17 protein-coding genes and 1 tRNA gene are annotated in these 18,944 nt (G+C 69.6%); 5 read left to right on the forward strand and 13 right to left on the reverse strand.

What is annotated here, in order from left to right:
* Positions 1 to 6 precede the first annotated feature (6 nt).
* From QWI33_RS13275 to QWI33_RS13290, 4 genes are all read right to left on the reverse strand, one after another.
* Complete coding sequence (locus tag QWI33_RS13275; protein ID WP_289957621.1) at positions 7 to 483, reverse strand: MarR family winged helix-turn-helix transcriptional regulator; 477 nt, start codon at positions 481 to 483, stop codon at positions 7 to 9.
* A gap of 234 nt (positions 484 to 717) precedes the next feature.
* On the reverse strand, positions 718 to 2,805 hold the full coding sequence (locus QWI33_RS13280) for a serine/threonine protein kinase (protein ID WP_289957622.1): 2,088 nt from the start codon (positions 2,803 to 2,805) through the stop codon (positions 718 to 720).
* Positions 2,806 to 2,999: 194 nt separating this feature from the next.
* Positions 3,000 to 4,034, reverse strand: coding sequence for an SAM-dependent methyltransferase (locus QWI33_RS13285; RefSeq protein WP_289957623.1), 1,035 nt, complete (start codon positions 4,032 to 4,034; stop codon positions 3,000 to 3,002).
* 159 nt (positions 4,035 to 4,193) lie between these two features.
* A tRNA-Phe gene (locus QWI33_RS13290) sits at positions 4,194 to 4,270 on the reverse strand.
* A 300-nt stretch (positions 4,271 to 4,570) separates the two neighbouring features.
* Here QWI33_RS13290 and QWI33_RS13295 point away from each other — a divergent pair.
* Entirely contained in the window at positions 4,571 to 5,755 is a 1,185-nt protein-coding gene (locus tag QWI33_RS13295) for a glycoside hydrolase family 27 protein (RefSeq protein WP_353895453.1), read from the forward strand.
* Between the two features lie 420 nt (positions 5,756 to 6,175).
* On the opposite strand, the gene QWI33_RS13300 is transcribed toward QWI33_RS13295, so the two are convergent.
* Both QWI33_RS13300 and QWI33_RS13305 read right to left on the reverse strand, forming a co-directional pair.
* Positions 6,176 to 6,451 (reverse strand): hypothetical protein, encoded by a 276-nt coding sequence (locus QWI33_RS13300; protein ID WP_289957624.1) that lies wholly within the window; start codon positions 6,449 to 6,451, stop codon positions 6,176 to 6,178.
* 84 nt (positions 6,452 to 6,535) lie between these two features.
* The gene (locus QWI33_RS13305; protein ID WP_289957625.1) at positions 6,536 to 6,934 is read right to left on the reverse strand and encodes a VOC family protein; all 399 of its coding nucleotides are present in this window, start codon (positions 6,932 to 6,934) and stop codon (positions 6,536 to 6,538) included.
* An 81-nt stretch (positions 6,935 to 7,015) separates the two neighbouring features.
* Between QWI33_RS13305 and QWI33_RS13310 the strand changes: the two genes are divergently transcribed.
* Positions 7,016 to 7,762: a TetR/AcrR family transcriptional regulator C-terminal domain-containing protein gene (locus tag QWI33_RS13310; protein ID WP_289957626.1), complete on the forward strand. Its 747-nt coding sequence runs from the start codon at positions 7,016 to 7,018 to the stop codon at positions 7,760 to 7,762.
* 475 nt (positions 7,763 to 8,237) lie between these two features.
* On the opposite strand, the gene QWI33_RS13315 is transcribed toward QWI33_RS13310, so the two are convergent.
* Positions 8,238 to 10,094: a YhgE/Pip domain-containing protein gene (locus QWI33_RS13315; RefSeq protein ID WP_289957627.1), complete on the reverse strand. Its 1,857-nt coding sequence runs from the start codon at positions 10,092 to 10,094 to the stop codon at positions 8,238 to 8,240.
* Complete coding sequence (locus QWI33_RS13320) at positions 10,094 to 11,209, reverse strand: hypothetical protein (RefSeq protein ID WP_289957628.1); 1,116 nt, start codon at positions 11,207 to 11,209, stop codon at positions 10,094 to 10,096. Before QWI33_RS13320 ends, QWI33_RS13315 begins: the two co-directional genes overlap by 1 nt.
* Positions 11,210 to 11,359: 150 nt before the next feature.
* Here QWI33_RS13320 and QWI33_RS13325 point away from each other — a divergent pair, with 150 nt between their 5' ends.
* Positions 11,360 to 13,444 carry a S9 family peptidase gene (locus QWI33_RS13325; protein WP_289957629.1) on the forward strand — a complete coding sequence of 695 codons (2,085 nt, stop codon included), beginning with the start codon at positions 11,360 to 11,362 and terminating at the stop codon, positions 13,442 to 13,444.
* A gap of 64 nt (positions 13,445 to 13,508) precedes the next feature.
* Here QWI33_RS13325 and QWI33_RS13330 read toward each other — a convergent pair whose 3' ends face one another.
* Complete coding sequence (locus QWI33_RS13330) at positions 13,509 to 13,712, reverse strand: hypothetical protein (protein ID WP_289957630.1); 204 nt, start codon at positions 13,710 to 13,712, stop codon at positions 13,509 to 13,511.
* Positions 13,713 to 13,899: 187 nt separating this feature from the next.
* Here QWI33_RS13330 and fbaA point away from each other — a divergent pair, with 187 nt between their 5' ends.
* Complete coding sequence (gene fbaA, locus QWI33_RS13335; protein WP_289957631.1) at positions 13,900 to 14,922, forward strand: class II fructose-bisphosphate aldolase; 1,023 nt, start codon at positions 13,900 to 13,902, stop codon at positions 14,920 to 14,922.
* A gap of 60 nt (positions 14,923 to 14,982) precedes the next feature.
* Here the strand turns inward: fbaA and QWI33_RS13340 are convergent, their stop codons facing one another.
* Both QWI33_RS13340 and QWI33_RS13345 read right to left on the reverse strand, forming a co-directional pair.
* Positions 14,983 to 15,381 carry a type II toxin-antitoxin system VapC family toxin gene (locus QWI33_RS13340; protein WP_289957632.1) on the reverse strand — a complete coding sequence of 133 codons (399 nt, stop codon included), beginning with the start codon at positions 15,379 to 15,381 and terminating at the stop codon, positions 14,983 to 14,985.
* The gene (locus QWI33_RS13345) at positions 15,378 to 15,626 is read right to left on the reverse strand and encodes a hypothetical protein (protein WP_289957633.1); all 249 of its coding nucleotides are present in this window, start codon (positions 15,624 to 15,626) and stop codon (positions 15,378 to 15,380) included. Before QWI33_RS13345 ends, QWI33_RS13340 begins: the two co-directional genes overlap by 4 nt.
* 164 nt (positions 15,627 to 15,790) lie before the next feature.
* Here QWI33_RS13345 and QWI33_RS13350 point away from each other — a divergent pair, with 164 nt between their 5' ends.
* The gene (locus tag QWI33_RS13350; protein ID WP_289957634.1) at positions 15,791 to 16,210 is read left to right on the forward strand and encodes a hypothetical protein; all 420 of its coding nucleotides are present in this window, start codon (positions 15,791 to 15,793) and stop codon (positions 16,208 to 16,210) included.
* Between the two features lie 43 nt (positions 16,211 to 16,253).
* Here QWI33_RS13350 and QWI33_RS13355 read toward each other — a convergent pair whose 3' ends face one another.
* Positions 16,254 to 17,828, reverse strand: coding sequence for a glycoside hydrolase family 13 protein (locus QWI33_RS13355; RefSeq protein ID WP_289957635.1), 1,575 nt, complete (start codon positions 17,826 to 17,828; stop codon positions 16,254 to 16,256).
* Between the two features lie 14 nt (positions 17,829 to 17,842).
* Entirely contained in the window at positions 17,843 to 18,841 is a 999-nt protein-coding gene (locus QWI33_RS13360) for a LacI family DNA-binding transcriptional regulator (protein ID WP_289957636.1), read from the reverse strand.
* Between the last annotated feature and the right edge of the window lie 103 nt (positions 18,842 to 18,944).

An 18,944-nucleotide genomic window follows, 5' to 3' on the forward strand; every position in this document is an offset into this window, starting at 1 on the left:
GGGCGCCTAGGCGTCGCCCGCGAGGTGGGCGTTGATGAGGCCGAGCAGCCGGAACAGCTCCCGGCGCTCGGCCTGGCTGAGCGGGGCCATGATGCGCTCGTTGACCCCTTCGAGGACCTCGTCGAGCTCGGCGAGGCGCCCGCCCCCGGCGTCGGTGAGGGTGATGACGTTGCGGCGCTTGTCGGCCGGGTCGGGCGCGCGCCGGATCAGGCCGGTCTCTTCGAGCTCGTTGAGGACGGCCACCAGATCGCTGCGGTAGACGCGGGTGCGGTCGGCGAGCTGCGACTGGCTGGCGGGCCCGAACTCGGCGAGCGCGGCGAGCACCAGGAAGTGGTCGCGGCGGGCCCCGATCGCGCCGAGGGCCGCGCCGGAGACCTTGCCCATCTGCGCGCCGGTCATGCCCATGAGGCGCTGGATCTGACGCTTGAAGCGCTCGGGCGTCGCATCGCCCCGGTCGAACCGCAGTTCAGCGTCGGTTTCCATGCGCCCAGCCTACCGCAACGGCGTTAGCAGGACTAACGATGCGCGTTCGCCCCGGGAACGAAAACGAGCCCTGGCCGGCGGTGACGCCGACCAGGGCCCATACCCCTCGAAGACAAGTCTGGCATGATCATACCAACCCACTTGCGCGCGCTATAGGCGGGCAGGTGGACGCGGATCACCCACGCTCCCAAGGGTTTTGTAGCGATCACCGGACCCACTGAGTCCATTTCGGACCTACAGGTACCGCCAGCAGACGGTGTAGGCGTGGTCGGGGAAGTCGTAGCTCTCCCACGTGCTCCACCCGTCGTCACCGCACCAGTCCAAGTTCTCGTACTCGTCGATCCGGCCCGTCACATAGGTGTTCGCGTCGTCGCAGTCGGCGAAGTGGAACAGCGCCGTCCCGGCGTCCGGGTCGCCGCTCATCGACATGCAGTCATCCTGCGACGCGTACCCCATGTCGTCGGGGTAGATCATGCTCAGGCACAGCACCACGTCCAGATAGGCCTGACCGGTGGTGAACGTGTAGTTCTGGTTGTAGTACGCCGACTCCGTGCACGAAGCCGGGTCACTCACGCCCTCCAGCCGCTCCAGCACCTCGAACGCGCCCTCCTGGCAGTCGATCGGGTACCACTCGGAGACGCTGTCGTTCGGACCGAACACGCACTCGCCGACCTCGGCGTGGTACGCCTCCCCGTTGGCGTGCAGGAAGCTCAGGCACAGCACCAGGTTCGCGTCCGAGGACGAGACGCTCGTGGTCAGATTGTCGACCCCGTCGCACGAGGCCAGATCCGTGGTGTCGTAGACGATCTCGACCACCTCGAAGCTCCCGTCCTCGCAAGCGGAGGTCTCGAGGTCGGCGGTGTCCTCGTCGCCGTAGTCCCAGAAGCAGTCGCCGACCGCCGCATTCGCGATCGGGTCCGTCTCGGTGTCGACCGGCTCGGTGGTCTCCTCACCGCCCAGGCCGCTGTCGTCACCGGTATCGGCCTCGTCCGCCGTCCCCTCGCCCGCGGTGTAGTCCGGATCCTTGCCGTCGCCGTCACCGAGGTTGGGGAGGATCACGACCAGCGCGATGACGACCACGGCCAGCACCGCGAGCACCGCGTACATCACCGTGCGGTCAGGCTTCCGGCCCTGCGGCGGGTAGTACGGCCCGCCCGGCGGCAGCACCGGCCCGCCCGGCTGGGTCGGCCCGCCCACGGGCGCGTACCCCGGGCTCGGGGCGTACCCCGGGGCGGACGGCGCGTAGCCGGGCTGCGCGGCCGGAACGGGCGAATACCCTTGCGGCGCCGACATGTTGTAGGACGCGGGCGGCTCGGGCGTGTAGTTGATCGTCGACGGCTCCGACAGGCCCGGCTGCGACGCGGCGGGCACGATGCCGGGGCCGAACATCACCACCGTCCGGTTGGGCCGCACCATGGTGTCCCAGCCGTTGCGGCGGGCGAGGTCGGCGACCTCGGCGCGCTGCCGCTGCTCGATCGCGGCGACGGCCGGCGGCCACGGCGCGGCGAGCGGCTCGCCGATCCGCAGCACGAGCTCGGCGGCGCTGACGCGCTGGTCGGCCTGCTTGCGCACGCACGGCTCGACGAGGTACCGCAGGGCCTCGGGGAGGCGTTCGAGGCCGGGGTCGCCGTTGACGACGCGGTTCATGACCTCGTAGAGCGCCTCGGCGTCGAAGGGGTTCACGCCGGTGCTCGCAGTGATGACGGTGGTGCCCAGGGAGAACAGGTCGGACGCGGCGCCGACGGGCTGGCGGGTCACCTGCTCGGGCGACATGAACGCGGGGGCGCCGATGACCGCGCCGGTCTGGGTGATCGAGGCGTCCCCGCCGGCCTCCTCGGTGATGCGGGCGATGCCGAAGTCGATGAGGCGCACGCCGTCCTCGGTGAGGATCACGTTGGAGGGCTTGAGGTCCCGGTGCACCACGCCGTACGAGTGGATCTCGGCGAGCGCGGCGGCGAGGCCGTGCATGAGGCGGCGCGCGGACGCCTCGTCCAAGGGGCCGTTGGCGTTCAGGGCCTCGGCGAGGGTGGGGCCGTGGAAGAACTCGGAGGCGAGCCAGGGTTCGGGGGCGTGCTCGTCCGACGCGAGGACGGCGGCGGTCCAGCGGCTGGCGGCGACTTCGCGGGAGGTGATGACCTCGCGGCGGAAGCGGTACCGGAACTGCGGGTCGTGGAGGAGATGCGGGCGCATGACCTTGAGCGCCACCAGCTGTCCGTCGCCGGCGGCGGCGAGGAGGACACGGCCCATGCCTCCCTCGCCGAGTTCGGCGAGGACCCGGTAGGGCCCGATCTCCCGCGGTTCGTCATCGCGGAGTGGCTTCATGCGACGGCTCCTGAATTCGGCGGTTCCCAATGATTCGCAACGCTAGAACCCCCCGTCACAACTCTGTCATGACGGCGGGACGTCTATATCCCCAATTCAGGCCAGGTTGCAGGGGCGGCCGGGCTCCAGCCGATGCGCTGCGGTCGAAGTGCCCGGGCCGATGCGCCCGTACCGACGCGTCCGGGCCGGTGCGCTCAGTCGAACCGGCGCAGGACGACCGTGATTTCGTTGCGGTTGTGCCGCAACTGGCGCGCGAACTCGATGTCGTAGGCGGTGCCGAGGATCGCGAAGGACTCGTCGATCTGCTCCAGGACGCGGTGGCTGCCGGTCTTGAGGGTGGTGACGGCGACGCCGTACGGGTTGAGGAGCCGGGCGGAGTCGACCATGAGGCGGCTGGAGCGATCGGGGCTCATCTTCATGTCGTTCACGAGAAGATCGAACCGGCTCCTGGTGTCGCGCAGGAAGTTCCCGGCGGTCGTCCGCTCGTGCACGACGCCCGGCAGCTTCAGGACCCGCGGGTCGAGGTCGCCGGGGTCGACGGCGGTGGTGCGGTAGCCGCGCTCGGCGAGGAGGCGCGTCCAGCCGCCGGGGGCCGCGCCGTAGTCGAGGGCGGTGCCCTTGGGTTCGACGCCCTCGTCGATCGGGTGGGCCTTGAACAGCTCCTCGAGCTTGAACTCGGCGCGGGAGATCTGCTCGGGGGTCTTGGAGAGGCGCACTTCGCCGCCGGGCCAGGAGGAGAGGCTGTCGGCGACGCGGTTGACGCCCGCGATCGCGGTCTTGGGCGTGAAGCAGATGGAGACGGCGATGGGGCTGCCGGTGCGGGTCACCTGGTAGCCGCGGTCGGTGAGGACCTGCGCGGCCTTCTCCCAGGCGTCGTGGCGGCTGAACTTGTAGGCGGTCTTGCCGCTGAGCCAGATCTGGAGGGAGACCTCGGGGCCGGCGTTGTACTCGCGGATGGCGGTGTCGAGGAAGTCGACGACCGTGTCGAGCCCGGCGGCGGCGTGGTCGTACTCGGCGACGACGTTGGTGAGGTGCCGGGGGAAGACGAGCGGGACCTGGCGGGCGAGGGCCGCGATGTCCGCGGCGGTCGTGTGCGCGGCTTCGAGGACGAAGGACTCCTCGCCGACGCGGCGGACCTCGACGGCGTCCTCGACGTGGCGGAGCAGCTCGTCCTTGGCGACGGGCCAGGAGTCGGCCGCCATGGAGAGCAGGGTCTTGCGTGTTGCCATGCCGGTTCCCTCGGTGTTCGGCGGACGCCCGCCGCGTGTCGGGGACATTCGCGACCAGTGTAGGCATCGCGGGCGCTCATCTCCCGCGACGGCGGCATGTCCGCAGTCACAGGCGCATGAAAAATCCCCGTCCGCCTCGCGGCGTCCGGGGATTCTCGGTGGTGGCCAGGGCCGGGATCGAACCGGCGACCTACCGCTTTTCAGGCGGTCGCTCGTACCAACTGAGCTACCTGGCCAGGAAGTGCGTTCGCGCGCACCGCCGTGAACACTGTACAGCACCCCCGGCCACCTGCTCCAAGCGGTATTGCCGGGCCCGCGGCGGGGCGAGTCGGCCCCTCCGGGCCGCCCGGCGGCGGCCCTTTCGCCTGCTCGCAGGGGCCGAGGCCAAGGGCTGCAACCCCTTTCCGAGGCGTGATCACGTGCGTCGCCCTACGCGAGTAGCGTAATGGGACCCTACCCCCGAGGAGGTTTCTGTGACCCGACTCGCTGCCACGCCACCCATGGGCTGGAATTCATGGGACGTGTACGGAACTTCGGTGACCGAAGCCGAGATCCGCGCCAACGCCGCCTTCATCGCCGAGCACATGGCCGGGCACGGCTGGGAGTACGTGGTCGTCGACATCCAGTGGTACGACCCCGCGGCCCGCGCCGGCGGCTACAACCTCGGAACCCGCCTCACCCTCGACGAGTACGGCCTCCCCCAGCCGGCCCCGAACCGCTTCCCCTCGTCCGCCGGCGGGGCCGGGTTCAAGCCGCTGGCCGACTACGTGCACTCCCTGGGCCTGAAGTTCGGCGTCCACATCCTGCGTGGCGTGCCCCGGCAGGCGGTCGCGGCGGACACCCCGATCAGGGGCAGCGAGTACTCGGCGGCGCAGATCCCCGACCGCGAGCGGGTCTCCTCGTGGATCGACGACAACTGGGGCATCGACCACTCCCACCCGGGCGGGCAGGCGTACTACGACGCGCTGGTGCGCCAGTTCGCGGCGTGGGGCGTCGACTACATCAAGGCCGACGACATGATCGCGCCTTACTGGGAGGACGAGGTGGAGGCGTTCTGGCACGCGGTCGACCGCGCCGACCGGGACATCGTGCTCAGCCTCTCCCCTGGGATGAGCCTTTCCACCGAGCACGCGCAGCACCTGCAGGAGCACTCGCACCTGTGGCGGATCTCGGCGGACCTGTGGGACCGCTGGCGCGACATCGACACCCAGTTCGACCTGCTGCGCGACTGGGCCCCGTTCGCGGGCCCGGGCCATTGGCCGGACGCGGACATGCTCCCGGTGGGCCGCATGGGCCTCCGCGCGGAGGTCGGCGAGCCCCGGCAGAGCCTGCTGACCCCCGACGAGCAGCGGACGATGCTCACCCTGTGGTGCATCGCCCGGTCACCGCTCATGGTCGGCGCGGACCTGCCCGGCTCGAGCGCTGAAACGATCGAACTGCTGACGAACCCGGAGGTTCTGGCGGCCCAGCGGCACAGCGCGGGGGCCAAGGAGGTCTGGCGCGAGGGCCGGCACGTGGCCTGGGCTTCGGCAGACGGCGCGTTCGCGGCGGTCTTCAACCGGAGTTCGGAAGCGGCCGAGCTGCACCTGCCGTGGGCCGACCTCGGGCTGGACCGCCCTGAGCGGATGCGCGACTGCTGGCACCGCTCGGACATCGTGCCCGGGGACCACCTGCGGGCAAAGCTCCAGCCGCACAGCGCGGCGCTGTTCCGCTTGCGCTGAGCGGTCATCGTTCATTAGGCCGGCCTGGAGCCGGTGAATAGTCGTGTTGCGGGCGGTCGGGCTGGTCTGCCCGGCCGCCCGCTGGTGTTCCTCCGTGGAGGGGGTGTGGCCCGTGCGGGGACTGCGCGCGGCCGGATTGCCGCGCGCAGTCTCGGTATGGTGGCGTTCGCGATTCCCTCTATATCGCCACCATCCCGCAAGGCCACGTGGCGTTTTTGTATCAAGGCTGACACATGCCGTAGTTGGTCGACAACAGAAAGTTTCTGCCTGTGGATAACTTCCGCCGCAGCGAACTCCACACTGGTCGCAGCCTTGTGGATCAAGGCGGCGGCGCTGGTGGTGCGGTTCATTTGGCGCATGCAGCAACGGTGTCACAGGTTGCATTCGGTCGACAACCGTGAGTTTCCTTCTTGTGGATAACTACGAATCGCAGTGGCGACGCAGGTGCGGGAGTCGTCGGTGGTGCCCGCGGCCCGGTCGCGGCTCGTACGTAGCGCGCCGATTGAGCGCGGTGTCGAAGCGTCGGACCGGGTCACCGACGCCCAGTGCCTTGCGGGCCGGGCCCGACAGCGCTTCGGGGAAGTGCTCAGTGAGGAACGCGGCGACGTCGGGCGTCACGGACAGGCGGCCGGTGTTGCCGGGGCCCGTGATGAATTCGCTGAGCGTGGTGGTGGCGTCGTAGGCGAGTTTGCGCATGCGTTTCCCCTCAGGGTTGGGCGTGGGATCGGGGCGGATTGATGGCGGCTGCCGTGGCGCGTCAGGCCACGGAAGGGCCGCGGGTCAGGCTGCGGCGGTCGGGTCCGACATCCACTGGACGAGCTGGATGATCACGCCGTTGGGGTCGGCGGTCTGGAAGTACCGCTCGCCCCATTCCTCGGTCTCGATCGGCGTGGTGATGGCGACCCCTTCGGCCTGGACGCGGGCGTACTCGGCGTCGATGTCCTCGACGACGAAGACCAGGAGGAGGCCGTCGGCGTGGCCCTTGGCGCTCTCGGGCTTGAAGGTGGACAGGCCCGTCTTCAGGAAGATGACGTTGAAGCCGGCGGTGTCCGGGCGCGAGAGCGAGACGAAGCCTTCGGCGGCCATGTCCTCGGTGAAGCCGTAGTGGCGCTTGAGGAACTCGGCCGAGGCGGTCGGGTCGGTGACGTTGAGCGAGACGGCGGATGAGGTGATGCGCATGTGCGGCTCCTTTTCTTCGTACGTTGTATATTGTACAACGTACGTCGTACGGCGTACAAGTTCGCACGTTAGGATTCTCCTGTGAGTGCCACCACTGAAACACCGAAACCGAATCTGCTCGAACTCCTCTGGAGGGCCGCGCCCGAGAGCGGGCGCGGGCCGCGCAAAGGGCTGACCGTGGACGAGGTCGTCACCGCCGCGATCACGCTCGCCGATGCCGAAGGGCTGGAAGCGGTCACGGTCCGCCGCCTCGCCCAGGAACTCGGGAAGGCCCCGATGACCCTCTACACCTATGTACCGGGGAAGACCGAACTCGTCGCCCTCATGCTCGACGCGCTCTTCGACGGCATGGAGCGGACCCCGGCCGCGGGCGCCTGGCGCGAGCGGCTCGCCGCCGTCGCGCGGGACAACTACGGGCTCTACCGCGCGCATCCGTGGGCGGCGGCCGCCTCCCCGAGCCGCCCGCCGCTCGGACCCGGCCAGTGCGCCAAGTACGAGCACGAGCTCCAGGCCCTGGAAGGCTCGGGGCTCAGTGATGTCGAGATGGACGACGCCCTCGCATACCTGCTCGCCTTCGTGCGCACCGCCGCGCAGGACGCGGCCCAATCGGAGGCCGAGCGCGCGGCCAGCGGCATGGACGACCAGGAGTGGTGGGAGGCCAACGGGCCCCTGCTCGCAAAGGTCCTCGACACCGAGCGCTTCCCGACCGCCGTCCGCGTCGGCCAGGCCGCCGGCGAGGCGCACGACGCGGCATACAACGCCGAGCACGCGTTCGAGTTCGGCCTGGCGCGCACCCTCGACGGCCTCGCCGCGCTCATCGAGCGGTAGCACCTCGCCCGGTCCGCGACCGGACCGTACGGGCCCATGCCCGGCCGCTATGCGTCCCTTGGCGGTTGACACGACCATGAAACTCGACCGGCCCGACAGTCCGGAAGAAGGACTGTCGGGCCGTGAGCGCCAAGCCCATGACGGTCATGCCGATCGACCAGGCGATCGCGAGGGCGAGGGTGCGGTCTTGGACGGGCGTGGCCTCGGAAAGGGCGATGTCGCGATTCGCGGGCACATTGGCCTGCCTCACTGGAGGATGGCGTAGGTCGGGCGCCGAAGACGCCGGCGATGCCCGTCCGCGGTCGCCGTCGACCACGACTGGGACTGCGCTTACTAGCGCCCCTCCTGGCACGGCCGTCCTGGTATTCGGGCCGGTCGCCCCCTCCGGGAGCCGGCTCGGGGGCGAAAGCGAGCGCCAGATGGTCGCCCTTCCGCGAAGCCGTCGCCCGGTGCCGCTGACCGGCCCGACCGTCGCTCAGACCTGGAGCGGCACGTTGAGGCTGTCCGGCTTCCAGCGGCGGCGCGCGGCCACGACCAGCGACGAGAGCGCCAATGAGCCCACCAGGTAGGCCGCCAGGACCAGCAGCGCCTTGACCACATGCGAGGACTCACCGCCGCTGATGGTCACGCGCAGGGCGTCGACCACATAGCTCATCGGCAGCAGCGGATGCAGCACCTGGAAGAACTTCGGCGTCGTCTCCACCGGGTACAGGCCGCCCGCACTCGTCAGCTGCAGCATCAGGAGCACGACCAGCAGCAGACTTCCGGCCGTGCCGAACGCGAGCTTCAGCAGGTGCGCCATGGCGGTGAAGGTCAGGATCACCAGGATCGACAGGCCGACCGTGTCGAGGGCGTCCCGCGGGTCGAGTCCGAGGCCCAGCTCCACCGCCAGGTAGAGGACGAGCGCCGAGAGGATGCCGAGGAACGCGCCCGGGAGCCAACCGCCGATGGCGATCGGGACCGAGCGCAGCGGCCCCGCCAGCGCCCGACTGTTCACCGTACGCAGTACGAGGTAGCCCATGAGGCCGAAGACCCACAGTGCGATGGCGATGAAGAACGGTGCGAGGCCGCGTCCGTAGGTGCCGGCGGCGTTGAGGTTCTCCTCGTCGACGGTGACGGGGCTGCCGTAGGCCTCGGCGTTGTCGGCGTCGTCGGCCGGGTTGGTGCTCGGGACGCTTTCGGCCGCTGTCGTAAGGGAGGTCGCGAGGGTGGTCGCGCCGTCTTGGAGTTCGGTGAGGCCGTTGGCGAGGTCGCCGGCGCCGGTTTGTGCGGAGGCGGCGCCGTCGGCGACCTGTTGTGCGCCGGTGGCGACGTCGGCGGCGCCGGTCTGGAGTGCGGTGAGGTCGTTGGAGGCCTGGTCGAGGGTGTCGGTGGAGGTGCTCTGGACGGTGGTGTTGGCGGATTGGATGTCGTCGTTGACGCCGTTGGCGTCGTCGATGTAGGTCTGGAGTTGGGCGCAGGCGTCGGCGTCGGCGGTGTCGGTGGTGCAGAGGGTGGTGTAGACGGTGTTGAGGTCGCTGTTGGCGCGGTCGGAGAGGTCGGCGGCTGAGGAGGCGCCGGTCTGGATCTGGCTCCAGTTGTCGGCGAGGGTCTCGATGACGGGTTGGGCGACGCCGACGGCTTGGTCGACGCCGGTGCTCACTTGGTCGGCGCCGTCGGCGACCTGTTGGGCGCCGGTGTTGAGGTCGCCGAGGCCGTTTTCGAGGGTTTCGGCGCCGTCTTGGGCGGTGCCGATGCCGTCGGCGAGTTGGTCGGCGCCGTCGGCGGCTTCGGTGAGGCCTTGGTTGAGTTCGGTGAGGTCGCCGAAGATGGTGGTGGCGAAGGTGACGTAGACGGCGGTGTTGATCTGGTTGCGCAGTTCGGATTCCACGGTGGAGGCCATGATTCCGGCGACGTATCCGTTGGCGTCGTTGAGGTCGAATTCGACTGTGGCCTGTTCGGGGTCGGTGCCGGAGAGGCTGGCGAGGCGTGTGGAGAAGTCCTCGGGGACGGTGATGACCATGTAGTAGTCGCCGTCTTGGAGGCCGCGGGCCGCTTCGTCGGCGTCGACGAACCGCCAGTCGAAGATGCGGTCTTCTTTGAGTTGCTGGATGAGCTGGTCGCCGCCGTTGATGGCGGTGGTCTCGCCGTCGGTCTCGACGCTGGCGCCGGTGTCCTGGTTGACGACGGCGACGGGCATTTGGTCGAGCTTGCCGTAGGGGTCCCAGGCGAACCAGAGGTAGAGGCCGCCGTAGACGAGTGGGATGAGGACGATGGCGACGAGCGCGGCGGCGCGGATGGGGTGGCCGCGGAAGCGGCGCAGTTCGGCTGCGGCGAGTTTGAAGGGGCTCATCATCGGTGGCCTCCGTTTCGGTCGCTCTGGTGGAGCGCGCTGGCGTCGGGTGCGGGTTGGGCGCGGAGGTCGACGACGGTGTCGGCGGGCGGGTCGGAGCGGGTGCAGGCGGTGAGGACGAGTTGGCCGGCGTCGGCGACGGTGCGGAGGGCTTCGAAGACGCGTTCGGAGCCGCATCGGTCGAGGCCGGTGTCGGCGTCGTCGACGGCGATGGCGGGGGTGCGGCTCGCGGCGGCGCATGCGATGGCGAAGCGGATCTGGTCGATGCGCGGGAGGAAGCCGAAGGTGTCGCCGGTGTCGACGGTGAGGGCGAGGCGGTCGAGCCAGGCGTTGATGTTGGTGCGGGTGGCGGCGCCGTTGGAGACGGTGGTGGTCTCTTTGATGCAGGCGCCGATGGTGGCGTAGGGCTCGAAGCGGATGGGGGGTCCGGCTTGGGCGATGGTGAAGCGGCGGCGGATCTGGCCGGGTTTGGTCTGGCCGTCGACTTCGAGTGCGCCGTTGCGGAGCGGGAAGCGGCCGGTGAGTGCGAGGAGGAGTGAGGTGCGGCCTTCGCCGCCGTCGCCGCAGATTGCGACGAGTTGGCCGAGGCCGGCGGTGACGGTGATGTCGGTGAAGATGGGACCTTGGCGGCCGTGGGCGGTGAGTCCGGTGGCGGTGAGGAAGGGTGTGCCGCTGGGCCGGTCGAAGACGGCGGTGTGTTGGGGCGGGGCGGTGGCGGGCTCGGGCCCGTCGGCAGCGCGGTCGGGGATCCGGTCGGCGGCCTGGTCGGCCCCGGCCTGGTCGTCTTGGTCGGCTGCGGTGGCGCCCTGGAGTTCGAGTTCGGTTGCGGGGACGGCGGGTTGGATCCGGGTTGCGGCGGCCTGGTCGGTCGCGGCGTCGTTCGGCGGGGTGGTGGTCTCGTCGGTCGGGCGCACGGTGACGGCGTCGGCGGGGAGGGCGATGGTGTCGTCGGGGTGCGGGCCGCCGGTGTCGTGGGCCGCGTCGGGGGCGCTCGGGGGGCCGGGGGGCGGGCTCTCGTGGCGGGCGGGCCCCGGGTCCGTTTCGCCGTGGGCGGCATTGTATTCGCCGCCGGGCGTTTCGGGCGCGGGCCCCGTTTCGTCGCTCCTGTCGCTCATGGTCACTATCCTCACAGGCCGGTGCGCCCGGTTTCGGGCGATTGCACGGGTTGATGACCAGAAGAATGTTACTCACGGGTAACTTATGTGCGGAGTCAGGCGGCCGTGCTGTGACCGGCGCGTCCCGCCCGCGGCCCTTACAGTTGAGGCATGTCGGAAACGCAAGCAGCGAAACCAGAGGCCCCCCGGCGCGACCACCCGCGCACACACCACGGCGACACCGTGAACGACCCGTACGCCTGGCTCAACGACCGCAACGAGGAGAAGGCCCCCGAGGTCCTCGAATACCTCAACGCGGAGAACGAGTACACCGAATCGCGCACCGGCCACCTGGCCGAGCTGCGCAAGAGGATCTACGCCGAGATCAAGGACCGCACCCAGGAGACCGACCTCTCGGTCCCCTACCGCAAGGACGCCTGGTGGTACTACAGCCGCACCGAGGAGGGCAAGGACTACCCGATCCGCTGCCGCGTCGCCGCCACCGGCGACACGCCGCCCACGGTCGAGCCCGGCGTCCCCGTCCAGGGCGAGACCGTCGTCATCGACGACAACGAGCTGGCGGCCGGGCACGACTTCTTCCTCCTCGGCGTCTACGACATCTCCCCCGACGGGAACCTCCTCGCCTACGGCGTCAACTACACCGGCAACGAGACGTTCACGCTCAAGTTCAAGGACCTGCGCACCGGCGAGGACTTCCCGTACGCGATCGAAGGCGTCCTCTACGGCGGCGCGTGGTCGGCCGACGGCGCGGCGTTCTTCTACACGAAGATCGACGACGCCTGGCGCCCGTTCCAGATCTGGCGGCACCTCCTGGGCAAGCCGGACGAGGACACGCTCGTCTACCAGGAGGACGACGTGCGGTTCCGCGTCGGCATCGGCCTCACCCGCTCCGAGCGGTACCTGTTCATCTACTCGGGCTCCACCACCACCACCGAGTACCGGTACCTCGACGCCACCGACCCGACCGGCGAGTTCACGCTGTTCAACAACGGCCGCGAGCAGGGCGTCGAGGTCGAGATCGACCACCAGGGCGACCGCTTCTGGGTGCTCCACAACAAGAACGCCGAGAACTTCACGCTCGGCTGGACCCCGGTCGACGACACGACCCAGTTCAACGAGGTCATCCCGCACCACCCGGAGGTCCGGCTCGAATCCGCCGAGGCCTTCGCCGAGCACGTCGTCGTGTCCCTGCGCCGCGCCGGGCTCTCCCAGGTCGCGATCCTCGACCGCGAAGGCGTGCTCAACGAGATCGCCTTCGACGAGCCGCTCTACACCGTCGGGACCGGCGCGAACCCCGACTACGAGTCGCGCCACCTGCGCCTCTCCTACGGTTCGCTGATCACCCCCGCGTCGGTCTACGACTACGACATCGACAACGCGGCACTGCTGCTGCGCAAGCGCACCGCCGTGCTCGGCGACTTCGACCCCTCGCACTACCGGCAGTACCGCGAATGGGCCGTCGCCGCGGACGGCACGAAGGTGCCGATCTCGATCGTCGCCAAGGCCGGCGTCGAACCCGACGGCACCGCCCCGTGCCTGCTGTACGGGTACGGCTCCTACGAGGCCTCGATCGACCCGTACTTCTCCATCCCGCGCCTGAGCCTGCTCGACCGCGGCGTGGTCTTCGCGATCGCCCACGTCCGCGGCGGCGGCGAGATGGGCCGCCAGTGGTACGAGCAGGGCAAGCTCCTGCACAAGAAGAACACGTTCACCGACTTCACCGCGAGCGCCGACCGCCTCGCCGAAGCCGGCTGGGCCGCCCCTGACAAGATCATCGCGCGCGGCGGCTCGGCAGGCGGCCTCCTCATGGGCGCCGTCGCCAACCTCGCCCCGGAGCGGTTCGCGGGCATCCTCGCCGAAGTGCCGTTCGTGGACGCGCTCAGCACGATCCTCGACCCGACCATGCCGCTCACCGCCGGCGAGTGGGAGGAGTGGGGCAACCCGCTCGAGTCGGCCGAGGTCTACGAGTACATGAAGTCGTACTCGCCCTACGAGAACGTCACCAACGTTCGCTACCCGTCGATCCTGGCCGTGACCAGCCTGAACGACATCCGCGTGGGCTTCCACGAGCCCGCGAAGTGGGTCGCGAAGCTGCGCCACGAGAGCCCGGAGTCCGACGTGCTGCTCAAGACCGAGATGGAGGCCGGCCACGGCGGCCGCTCCGGCCGGTACGGCGCCTGGGAGGAAGAGGCCTTCAACCTGGCGTGGCTGCTCGACACGTTCGGCATCGCGTAGCAATGCGAACGGAGGCCCGGCCCCGCGATCACCGCGGGACCGGGCCTCCGGCACGTCCGCCCGGCTACTCCGGGCGCTCGTCCTCGTCGTCGGGCACCTCGCGGCGCTGCTCGGCCGCGTCGGCCGGGTCGACCTCGTCGGGGACGGCCCCCTCCGGCGGCTCGACGGCCTCCTCCGGGTCCGCCTCGGCCGGCGGGTCCGCCGAATTCGCCAGGTCGAACTCGGACAACTCGCCGGACTCGTCCGCCCATTCCTGGTGATAGTTCATATAACCCACCGTAGACGCGCCCAAGGCCGTCCGGCCAGTGAACCACCAGGTAGCCTGAGTTATGCCTTCACACGGCTGTGGGCAATACTTCATCTCGACGCAATAGTTTCGAGGCCATCAGACAGCGGCGTCTGAGTCCCGCCCCCGGTCGGGGAGCAATCAACGACTTGTCTAAGGAGCTGGCAGCATGCCTATCGCAACACCCGAGGAATACAACGAGATGCTCGACCGGGCGAAGGCCGGCTCCTTCGCCTACCCGGCAATCAACGTGACCTCGACCCAGACGCTCAACGCCGCACTGGCCGCGTTCGCCGAGGCCGAGTCGGACGGCATCGTCCAGGTCTCCACCGGCGGCGCGGAGTACCTGTCCGGCCCGACGATCAAGGACAAGGTGACCGGCTCGGTCGCCCTCGCGGCCGCCGCCCACGAGATCGCCAAGAACTACCCGGTCAAGGTCGCCCTCCACACCGACCACTGCCCGAAGAACAACCTCGACTCGTTCGTGCGGCCCCTCCTCGCCATCAGCGAGGAGCGCGTGGCCCGCGGCGAACTCCCGCTCTTCCAGTCCCACATGTGGGACGGCTCGGCCGTGCCGATGCAGGAGAACCTGGAGATCGCCCAGGAGCTCCTCGCCCGCACCGCCAAGGCCAACATCATCCTCGAGATCGAGATCGGCGTCGTCGGCGGCGAAGAGGACGGCGTCGAAGCCGAGATCAACGAGAAGCTCTACACCACCGTCGAAGACGGCCTCGCCACCGTCGAAGCGCTCGGCGCCGGCGAGAAGGGCCGCTACATGACGGCCCTGACCTTCGGCAACGTGCACGGCGTCTACAAGCCCGGCAACGTGCACCTGCGCCCCGAGATCCTCAAGGAGATCCAGGACGCGGTCGGCGCCAAGGTCGGCAAGGACAAGCCCTTCGACCTGGTCTTCCACGGCGGCTCCGGCTCGACCGCGCAGGAGATCAGCGACGCGGTGGACCACGGCGTCATCAAGATGAACATCGACACCGACGCCCAGTACGCGTTCACGCGCCCCGTCGTCGACCACATCTTCCGCAACTACGACGGCGTGCTCAAGGTCGAGGGCGAGGTCGGCAACAAGAAGGCCTACGACCCGCGCGCCTACGGCAAGCTCGCCGAGGCCGGCATGGCCGCCCGCATCGTCGAAGCCTGCCAGCAGCTCCGCTCCGCCGGCAACAAGATCAAGTAAGCCACGCCGCAAGGCGAACGTGAAAGGGCCCGGCCGCGATGCGGCCGGGCCCTTTCACATTCATTCCCCTGCCGGGACGACCGTCCGGCACTTGATGCCAGGCGCGTTCGCCAGGCGCAGGTCACGCGTCCAGAGCGGCACGTTCAGCGCTTCCGCCAGCGCGATATAAGCGGCATCGTATGCAGTGACGTTGTGCCGAAGTTCCCAGACCCGCCCGGTCAGGTGCGTGTGCGGGAAGCGTTCCATCGGTAGTTCGGCGAGCCGGTGCACGGCGAGATCCGCTTCGGCGGCGGTGATCTTCCCCGAGCGGCAGTGGCGGCGGTAGACCGACATGACTTCGAGGTCGAGGATCTGCGGGGCGACGAGTTCGTGCCCGGTGAGCTGGGCGCGGAGGCCAGCACCGTCGAGGTCGGCGTCGATCAGGGCCGGGGCGAGCACGGAGGAGTCGACGACGATCAACGGGACTCCCGCTCGTCGCGGAGGATCGCTACGGCGTCGGCGCTCGACAGGTGGCCGGTCGCTTCTCGGTCGACGCGGTCGAACACCTCTTTGGCGCTGGGGAGGCGGGCCTCGCGGATGAGCTTCTGGAGGAGGTACTCCTCAAGGGAGACGCCGGCGATCGCGGCGCGCCGCTCCCAGTACTCGCGGGTCTCGGGCGGCAGTCCCTTGACGATGTCCATGGTCTGAGCGTAACTCTCGATCATGTGGGCAGGATATGAAAGCATCGGCCGGAAGAACCCGAACCGCGCTCGCGCGGCGTGTCGGCTCTGCGCACGCGAAGGGGCCCGGACGCATCGCGGCCGGGCCCTTTCGCGTACGGGCGGATTCGGGGACAGCGGAACGCGCCGCGGACTGGTAGATGTTGATCATGACCTTCAACGTGCGTGTGGCCCTGTGGTTCCCGCTGCTCCTCGCGGGCATCACCGGGACGTTCGCGGTCTTCGAGATCATCACCGGGATCACCGGCGGGGACCGCCCCGACGCGGTCAGCGGGATCATCGGTGTCCTCTGCGCCGCGCTCGCGGTGGCCTTCCGTAACTTCCCGCTGGTCAAGGTCACCCCCGACCACCTCGTCAGCCGCACCAACTCGGGCTTCCACGGCTTCGCGCTCGGGCCCGCAGACCAGTTGGCGTTCTACGACGACAAGCTGTTCGTGTGGCGCGCGAACGTGGGATGGACCGAAGTGCCCGTCTACCGGAGCCTCCTGCGGGGCCGGGACTGGCAGGAGTTCTCCACCGCGATCCACAAGCGGTGGCCGCCGAACGTCACCGGCTACTGGCACGCGTAAGGGCGGCGGGCCCGCAGCCCGCCGCCCCTTCGATGGCGTTGCGCTACTTGGCGAACCAGACGGCGGACCCGGCGGGGAGGGTGCCGTTCTCCAGCGGGGTGCTGGCGAGCAGGACCTCGGTGCCGTAGCCGGCGACGGGCACGGGCTCGTCGCTGAAGTTGACCACGCACACCAGCGCGCCGTTGTCGAACGCGAAGGCCTCGTCGCCGGGGTCGGCGAGCCAGGTCAGGCCGGTGACGCTCCCGCGCAAGGTCTTGCGGAGGTTGATCGCGGCGCGGTAGAACTCCAGGGTGGAGCCCTCGACGCCGTCCTCGGCCTCGACGGAGCGCTCGGACCAGTCGGTCGGCTGCGGGAGCCAGGAGCCGCCCGTGCCGAAGCCGAGCGAGGCGCCGTCGCGGGTCCACGGGAGCGGGACGCGGCAGCCGTCGCGGCCGATCTGCTCACCGTTGGTGCGGAAGAACGTCGGGTCCTCGCGGACCTCGGCCGGGAGGTCGAGGACCTCGTTCAGGCCCAGCTCCTCGCCCTGGTAGACGTACACGACGCCCGGCAGGGAGAGCAGCAGCTGCGTCGCGGCCTTGGCGCGGGCCAGGCCGATGTCGCCGCCGCCGTAGCGGGTCACGTGCCGCTGCACGTCGTGGTTGGAGAGCACCCAGGTGCAGGGCGCGCCCACGCCGGCGTTGTTCGCGATCTCCGCGTCGATCGCCTTGCGGAAGTCCGCGGCCTTGAACGGGGCGAGCACCAGGTCGAAGTTGAAGGCCTGGTGGAGCTCGTCGGGGCGCAGGTAGAGGGCGCGGCGCTCGGCCGAGTCCGTCCAGGCCTCGGCGACGAAGATCCGGTCGCCCTCGTACTCCTCGATGATGGGCCGCCACGTGCGGTAGATGTCGTGCACGCCGTCCTGGTCGAAGAACGGCGCCAAGGTGGTGCCGATCATCTCGATCGTGCCGTCGCCGCCGGTGTCGGGCAGGCCCTCGGCCTTGACCATGCCGTGCGCGACGTCGATGCGGAAGCCGTCGACGCCCCGGTCGAGCCAGAACCGCAGGATCGACTTGAACTCCTCGTGGACCTCGGGGTTCTCCCAGTTCAGGTCCGGCTGGGTCGCGTCGAACAGGTGCAGGTACCACTGCCGGCCGTCGTCGGTCTTGGTCCACGCGGGGCCGCCGAAGATCGACTGCCAGTTGTTCGGCGGCGTGTCCGGGCGGGCCGGGTCGACGTCCCGGAACCAGTAGCGGGCGCGCTCGGGCGAGCCCGGGCCGGCGGCGAGGGCGGCCTTGAACCACTCGTGCTCGGACGAGGTGTGGTTGGGGACGATGTCGGCGATGAGGCGGATGCCGTGGGCGTGGGCGGTCTCGAGCATCCGGTCGAAGTCGTCGAGGTCGCCGAAGCGCGGTTCGATGGCCCGGTAGTCGGAGACGTCGTAGCCGGCGTCGTTCTGCGGTGAGGCGAAGAACGGCGAGAGCCAGATGGCGTCGACGCCGAGGCGGGCGAGGTAGGGGATGCGGGAGCGGATGCCCTCGAGGTCGCCCATGCCGTCGCCGTTCGCGTCGGCGAACGAGCGCGGGTACACCTGGTAGATGACCGCGTCGCGCCACCAACGCTCGCGCTGCGCTGCTTCACTCATCGGTGCAAAACCTTTCAGTCTCTGGGTGCCGCACCGGTGGAACCGCGTACGACGAGTTCGGGTCGGAAGAGGTACTCCGAGTTCGGGGTGGGTTGCCCGGCGATCTCGTCGAGCAGTGCCCGGGCGGCGGCGGTGGCGATGTCGCGCACCGGTTGCCGCACGGTCGTGAGCGGGGGGTTGGTGTGGGCGATGAGGGGGGAGTCGTCGTAGCCCACGACTGAAAAGTCTTGCGGGACGTCCAGGCCGCGTTCTTCGGCGGCGCGGATGGCGCCGAGGGCCATCATGTCGGAGCCGCAGACGACGGCGGTGGCGCCGCGGTCGATGAGGCGGGACGCGGCGGCGTGGCCGCCCTGCTCGCCGAAGAGGGTGAGTTCGATGAGCTCGGGGCCGACGCCGTGCATGGCGGCGCGGTAGCCGGAGATCTTGCGGCGGACGGGCCAGTACCGGTCGGGGCCGGAGACGAGGCCGATCCTCTTGTGGCCGAGGCCGGCGAGGTGGTCGACGGCGATGCGGGCGGCGACGGCGTCGTCGCAGGAGAAGGAGGCCGCTTCGACGCCTTCGGGGTGGCCGGTGACGAAGGCGACGGGGAGTCGCTTGTCCTTGAGTTCCTGGTAGCGCTCGGTGCTCGCGGTGGTGTCGGCGTGGAGGCCGGAGACGAAGATGATGCCGGCGACGGCCCTTTCGCGGAGCATTTCGACGAACTCGTCCTCGGAGACGCCGCCGGGGGTCTGGGTGCAGAGGACGGGGGTGTAGCCGGAGCCGGCCAGCACATTGGAGATCGTCTGCGCGTAGAGCGGGAAGATCGGGTTCTCCAGTTCGGGCACGACGAGGCCGATGAGGCCGATGGCGTGCTTGCGCAGTGCCTGGGGCCGTTCGTATCCGAGCACGTCGAGGGCAGTGAGGACGGACTGTCGGGTCTGCTGACCGACGCCGGGTTTGTCGTTGAGGACCCGGGACACCGTGGCCTCACTGACCCCGGCCTGCCGGGCGATGTCAGAGAGTCGAAGCCGCATGATGACAGCGTAGCCTATCTGAAATTTGGCAACAGTTTGGTTGCAAGGGTTTCCTGTTTCTGAAACATCTTGCTAACCTTCGAGGGAGTTCGGGGCGCGAGCC

The sequence above is a fragment of the Glycomyces tritici genome (assembly GCF_030403505.1).

What these genes read in the sequence shown, in the direction of transcription:
- QWI33_RS13275 (WP_289957621.1), bottom strand. Translation starts at nt 483, where the DNA reads ATGGAAACCGACGCTGAACTGCGGTTCGACCGGGGCGATGCGACGCCC.
- QWI33_RS13280 (WP_289957622.1), bottom strand. Translation starts at nt 2,805, where the DNA reads ATGAAGCCACTCCGCGATGACGAACCGCGGGAGATCGGGCCCTACCGG.
- QWI33_RS13285 (WP_289957623.1), bottom strand. Translation starts at nt 4,034, where the DNA reads ATGGCAACACGCAAGACCCTGCTCTCCATGGCGGCCGACTCCTGGCCC.
- QWI33_RS13300 (WP_289957624.1), bottom strand. Translation starts at nt 6,451, where the DNA reads ATGCGCAAACTCGCCTACGACGCCACCACCACGCTCAGCGAATTCATC.
- QWI33_RS13305 (WP_289957625.1), bottom strand. Translation starts at nt 6,934, where the DNA reads ATGCGCATCACCTCATCCGCCGTCTCGCTCAACGTCACCGACCCGACC.
- QWI33_RS13315 (WP_289957627.1), bottom strand. Translation starts at nt 10,094, where the DNA reads ATGAGCCCCTTCAAACTCGCCGCAGCCGAACTGCGCCGCTTCCGCGGC.
- QWI33_RS13320 (WP_289957628.1), bottom strand. Translation starts at nt 11,209, where the DNA reads ATGAGCGACAGGAGCGACGAAACGGGGCCCGCGCCCGAAACGCCCGGC.
- QWI33_RS13325 (WP_289957629.1), top strand. Translation starts at nt 11,360, where the DNA reads ATGTCGGAAACGCAAGCAGCGAAACCAGAGGCCCCCCGGCGCGACCAC.
- QWI33_RS13330 (WP_289957630.1), bottom strand. Translation starts at nt 13,712, where the DNA reads ATGAACTATCACCAGGAATGGGCGGACGAGTCCGGCGAGTTGTCCGAG.
- fbaA (WP_289957631.1), top strand. Translation starts at nt 13,900, where the DNA reads ATGCCTATCGCAACACCCGAGGAATACAACGAGATGCTCGACCGGGCG.
- QWI33_RS13345 (WP_289957633.1), bottom strand. Translation starts at nt 15,626, where the DNA reads ATGATCGAGAGTTACGCTCAGACCATGGACATCGTCAAGGGACTGCCG.
- QWI33_RS13350 (WP_289957634.1), top strand. Translation starts at nt 15,791, where the DNA reads ATGACCTTCAACGTGCGTGTGGCCCTGTGGTTCCCGCTGCTCCTCGCG.
- QWI33_RS13355 (WP_289957635.1), bottom strand. Translation starts at nt 17,828, where the DNA reads ATGAGTGAAGCAGCGCAGCGCGAGCGTTGGTGGCGCGACGCGGTCATC.
- QWI33_RS13360 (WP_289957636.1), bottom strand. Translation starts at nt 18,841, where the DNA reads ATGCGGCTTCGACTCTCTGACATCGCCCGGCAGGCCGGGGTCAGTGAG.